The 4,474-nt window shown below is 65.5% G+C and carries 5 protein-coding genes; 2 read left to right on the forward strand and 3 right to left on the reverse strand.

The genetic code is table 11. The annotated features are described in order from the left end of the window. Positions 1-117: 117 nt before the first annotated feature. Entirely contained in the window at positions 118-657 is a 540-nt protein-coding gene (gene rplS / locus FJ548_RS29605; protein ID WP_140779776.1) for a 50S ribosomal protein L19, read from the reverse strand. 323 nt (positions 658-980) lie between these two features. Between rplS and FJ548_RS29610 the strand changes: the two genes are divergently transcribed. Next, entirely contained in the window at positions 981-1,733 is a 753-nt protein-coding gene (locus tag FJ548_RS29610) for a sulfite exporter TauE/SafE family protein (RefSeq protein WP_140779777.1), read from the forward strand. Here FJ548_RS29610 and trmD read toward each other — a convergent pair. Then, positions 1,715-2,413 (reverse strand): tRNA (guanosine(37)-N1)-methyltransferase TrmD, encoded by a 699-nt coding sequence (gene trmD / locus FJ548_RS29615; RefSeq protein WP_140779779.1) that lies wholly within the window; start codon positions 2,411-2,413, stop codon positions 1,715-1,717. The genes FJ548_RS29610 and trmD overlap by 19 nt on opposite strands. Next, complete coding sequence (rimM, locus tag FJ548_RS29620) at positions 2,410-3,009, reverse strand: ribosome maturation factor RimM (protein WP_140779781.1); 600 nt, start codon at positions 3,007-3,009, stop codon at positions 2,410-2,412. Before rimM ends, trmD begins: the two co-directional genes overlap by 4 nt. A 228-nt stretch (positions 3,010-3,237) precedes the next feature. Between rimM and FJ548_RS29625 the strand changes: the two genes are divergently transcribed. Then, the gene (locus tag FJ548_RS29625; RefSeq protein ID WP_140779783.1) at positions 3,238-4,176 is read left to right on the forward strand and encodes a tyrosine recombinase XerC; all 939 of its coding nucleotides are present in this window, start codon (positions 3,238-3,240) and stop codon (positions 4,174-4,176) included. Positions 4,177-4,474: the final 298 nt, after the last annotated feature.

Here is a 4,474-nt window from a genome sequence, read left to right on the forward strand (position 1 = left end):
CAGGGGCGGGTCGCTTCAACATGACCCAGTGAATCAAAAACCCCCGGCAAATGCCAGGGGTTTGTCAGCAGTCTGAGGCGGCCGAAGCCGCCTTTTTGAAAACATCGTCGTCAAAACTTATTCGGCGGGGGTCGCTTCCGCGGCCTTGGCTGCCTCGTCGGCTGCCTTCTTCTCGGCGGCTTCCTTGGCGGCCGTCTCGGCGGCCAGCGCCTGGGCAGCGGCGACCTTCTCGGCCTCGATGCGGGCCTTCTCGGCGTTCAGCGCATCGCGCTCTTCGTCATTGAGCTTGCGGGCGCGCACGCCGGTGTTTTCCGAGATACGGGCCGACTTGCCGCGACGATCGCGCAGGTAATAGAGCTTGGCGCGGCGCACCTTGCCGCGACGCACGATCTCGACGCCTTCGACCATCGGCGAGTAGACCGGGAACACGCGCTCGACGCCTTCACCATAGGAGATCTTGCGGACGGTGAAATTTTCCTGGAAGCCGGCGCCGGAGCGGGCGATGACCACCCCCTCATAGGCCTGGACGCGGGTGCGGGTGCCTTCAGTCACGCGGACCTGGACGCGCACGGTGTCGCCGGGCTGGAATTCGGGAAGCTTGCGCTTGGCTTCGATCTTGGCGGCCTGCTCGGCCTCGAGCTGACGGATGAGTTCCATCTTAAAAATCCACTTCTTGTTCTTCCGACAGTCAGAGCGTCCGACACTCGCCTTGCAGTCCCATCGACCGCTCGGCTATGTCCTTTGTCCCTGAGACATTTGTCTCCGAGACATCGGACAGGGGCGACTACACCGTCATTGTTGACGGGTCCGGCGGGTTTTCCAGCCAGTACGGGCGGGCACATACAGCTATTTCGGCGCTTTGTCACGCCCGAACGGTGTATTTTTCGCCGGCATGGCATCATCGTAATCGCGCCGTGCCGGGTTGTATACGTTCCACAAGCTTTCTAAGCAGCGGTAGCACAATTCCAAGCGGCCGCACCATGTCTCTCTTCGACGCCATCCTTCTCTTCCTCGCGGGCTTTCTGTCAGGCGCCGCCAATGCGGTCGCCGGCGGCGGCACCTTCATCACCTTTGGCGCCATGACGTTGGTCGGCCTGCCGCCGATCGTCGCCAACGCGACCTCCTCGGTCACGCAATTTCCAGGCTACGTCACCTCGACGCTGGCCTATTGGGACGACATCCGGCATTTCTGGCGCGGCGCCCTGCTGCTGTGCCTGATATCGGCGGTCGGCGCGCTGGCCGGCGCGCTGATCCTGCTGGCGCTTGACAATCCGTCGTTTCGCGTCCTGGTGCCGTGGCTGCTTCTGGGCGCAACGGCGCTGTTCGCCGCCGGACCTTGGCTGAAGCCGGCGCCGAAACCCGGCCATGAAGCGTCGGTAGGCTCATTCGCCGGTTCGCTCGCGCAATTCGCCACCGCCACCTATGGCGGCTTCTTCGGAGCCGGCATGGGCGTGATGATGCTGGCGACGCTGGGGCTGACGCAAGCCGGCGACTATCACCGGCTGAACGCGCTGAAGAACATGCTGGCCATCGTCATCGCGGCCGTCGCCATCGTCGTCTTCGTCTCGGGCGGCGTCGTCGCCTGGCCGCAGGCGATCGTCATGATTCCGGGCGGCGCGCTTGGCGGTTATGCCGGTGTGTGGATCGCCAAACGCGTGCCGCAGAACGTGGTACGCGGCTTCGTCATCGCCGTCGGCCTGTTTCTCGCTTTTTACTATTTCGGCAAGGGCTGAGCGGCAAGCAGGTCGGACCGCCTCTCCTTCGTCAGCCTCTCGGACTGTTCCCGCCGCCAGGCCGCGATCTTCTTGTGATTGCCCGAAATCAGCACTTCGGGAATCTGGCGGCCCTCGAAGTCCTGCGGGCGCGTGTAGTGCGGATGTTCGAGCAGGCCGTTCTCGAAGCTTTCCTCCTCGCCCGACACCGCGTTGCCCATCACGCCAGGCAACAGCCGCACCACGGCATCTAGCAGCACGAGCGCCGCCGGCTCGCCGCCCGACAGGATGAAATCGCCGACCGATATTTCTTCCAATGCCCGCGCCTCGATCAACCGCTGGTCGACGCCTTCGAAACGGCCGCAGACGATAACGGCGCCCGGCCCGGCGGCGAACTCGCGCACACGCGCCTGCGTCAGCGGCTTGCCGCGCGGGCTCATCAGCAGGCGCGGACGCAAATCACCCTCCGGCGAGGCATGGTCGATCGCCCTGGCCAGTACATCGGCGCGCATCACCATGCCGGCGCCGCCGCCGGCCGGCGTGTCGTCGACGGTGCGGTGCCTGTCGGTGGCGAAGTCGCGGATCTGGATCGCGTCCAGCGACCATGTTCCAGCCTCCAGCGCCCGACCGGCCAGCGACAGGCCGAGCGCGCCCGGAAACATCTCGGGATAGAGCGTCAGGACCGAGGCGGCAAAACTCACCGGTTGCCCCCGGCATCGCGCGGTCTGCGGGGCCTGCCCTTCGGGTCGAAGCCTTCCTCGCGCGGGGCGTCGCCGTCCTCGTCCTCGACCAGTCCGGCCGCCACCGGGTCGACGCGGACAAAACCCTCGGCGATCGACACCTGCGGCACGGCTGCCTGCGTGAACGGGATCAGCACGCCCTTGCGGCCGGAGAGCGTCACATCGAGGATGTCGCCGCCACCGAAATTGTGCACCGCGACCACCTTGCCGATGGCCGCACCCGTATCATCCCGGATTTCCAGTCCGATCAGGTCGGCATGGTAGAATTCGTCCTCCTCGCCGTCGTCGGGCAGCATCGAGCGGTCGACGAACAGCTCCGTGCCGGCAAGCGCCTCGGCGGCGTTGCGGTCATTGACGCCCTTGAAGCGCACCACGACGACGGTGTTGGCCGGCCTTATGTCTGTTATCTGGAAGGCACGGCCATCCCTGGCATAGAGCGGCCCATAGTCGGCCAGCGCCATCGGCTCCCCGGTGAAGGTCTTCACCCTAAGCTCACCCTTGATGCCGTGAGCGGCGCCGATGACGGCCATCTGGACAGGGTTTTGCGGTTTGCTCATGGCGCGGTCTTACCTTCGTCATCCACGGCCGAAGCAGGCGCGGAGCGGCTGCGCAGACCCGAGGATCCATTCCGTTACGGTGGCCAAAATACCCGGCAATTCAGAAGAGGCTCACCAGTCTCGTTCCAGCCAATCTCCTAGCCCCGCCGGGCCTGCATTTCAATGACGGGCTCTTCACCGCTTCCTAACCAGGCTGCCCGAAAATGACCGCGAACCGGAACAGGCGCCATGCAGGAATTTCTCATCCCGGCGAAACCCGATCTCCAGGCGGCGCGCGAAAGCTGGCTGAAGATGCTGGCGCGCGAGCGCCGGCTGTCGCCGGAAACCGTCGAAGCTTATGAGCGCGACGTCAGGCAGTTCCTGCATTTCCTCACCGGCCATCTCGGCGGGCCACCCGGCATTTCGGATATCGCCGATCTGCGCCCGGCCGACCTGCGAGGTTTCCTCGCCGCCCGCCGCAACGCCGGCGCCGGCGCCCGCACCCTCGGCCGCGGGCTGGCCGGCATCCGCTCGCTGCTGCGTTTCCTCGAACGCCGTGGCCTCGCCAATGCGGCGGGTGCCGCCGCATTGCGCGCGCCGCGCCAGCCCAAATCCCTGCCAAAACCGCTGACGGTGAGCGACGCCAAACATGTCGTGTCGGTGGAAGGCCAACTGGCGGAGGAACCCTGGATCGCCGCTCGCAATGCTGCCGTGCTGACGCTGCTCTACGGCTCCGGCCTGCGCATTTCCGAAGCACTCGGCCTCGCCGGCGCCGATCTGGCCTCGGAGGCCGACACCGTGCTGCGCATCACCGGCAAGGGCGGCAAGACGCGGCTGGTGCCGGTGCTGCCGGTCGCGCTCAAAGCCATCGCCGAATACCGCCGGCTCTGCCCTTACCATCTCGATCCGAAGGGGCTGTTGTTTCGCGGCGCGCGAGGCGGCCCGCTCAACCCGGCCATCGTCCAGCGCGAAATGGCGAAACTGCGCTCGGCGCTCAACCTGCCCGACACCGCAACGCCGCACGCGCTGCGCCATTCCTTCGCCACGCATCTGCTCGGCCGTGGCGGCGATCTGCGCACCATCCAGGAACTGCTCGGCCACGCCAGCCTGTCGACGACGCAGATCTATACCGGCGTCGACACCGCAAGGCTGCTCGAAATCTACGAATCGGCTCATCCGAGGGCATGAACGCCCGGTGGCCCGCACCGGATCGGGGCATCTTGAAACGTTCGCGATTGGTTGAAACCTTCCCAACTTCGTTATCCCTGGGCGAAGCAGGAGCGAAGCTCCGTCGCGGAGACCCTGCGATCCATGCCGTTACCTTAGCCTAGAGCGTCGGGCGAATAGGGTGAATCGTTGGGATTCCCTTTTCGACCGAAGTCTGATTCCTATGGATGCGGAGGTGCACGATGGGCAAAGCGGTTTCGCAGGATTTGAGGCTTCGACTTGTTCGCGGCATTGCCGAGGGCAAGTCGCGGCGGGCAGT

The sequence above is a fragment of the Mesorhizobium sp. B2-4-17 genome (genome assembly GCF_006441275.1).
Lineage (GTDB): Bacteria > Pseudomonadota > Alphaproteobacteria > Rhizobiales > Rhizobiaceae > Mesorhizobium.

What these genes read in the sequence shown, in the direction of transcription:
- rplS (WP_140779776.1), bottom strand. Translation starts at nt 657, where the DNA reads ATGGAACTCATCCGTCAGCTCGAGGCCGAGCAGGCCGCCAAGATCGAA.
- FJ548_RS29610 (WP_140779777.1), top strand. Translation starts at nt 981, where the DNA reads ATGTCTCTCTTCGACGCCATCCTTCTCTTCCTCGCGGGCTTTCTGTCA.
- rimM (WP_140779781.1), bottom strand. Translation starts at nt 3,009, where the DNA reads ATGAGCAAACCGCAAAACCCTGTCCAGATGGCCGTCATCGGCGCCGCT.
- FJ548_RS29625 (WP_140779783.1), top strand. Translation starts at nt 3,238, where the DNA reads ATGCAGGAATTTCTCATCCCGGCGAAACCCGATCTCCAGGCGGCGCGC.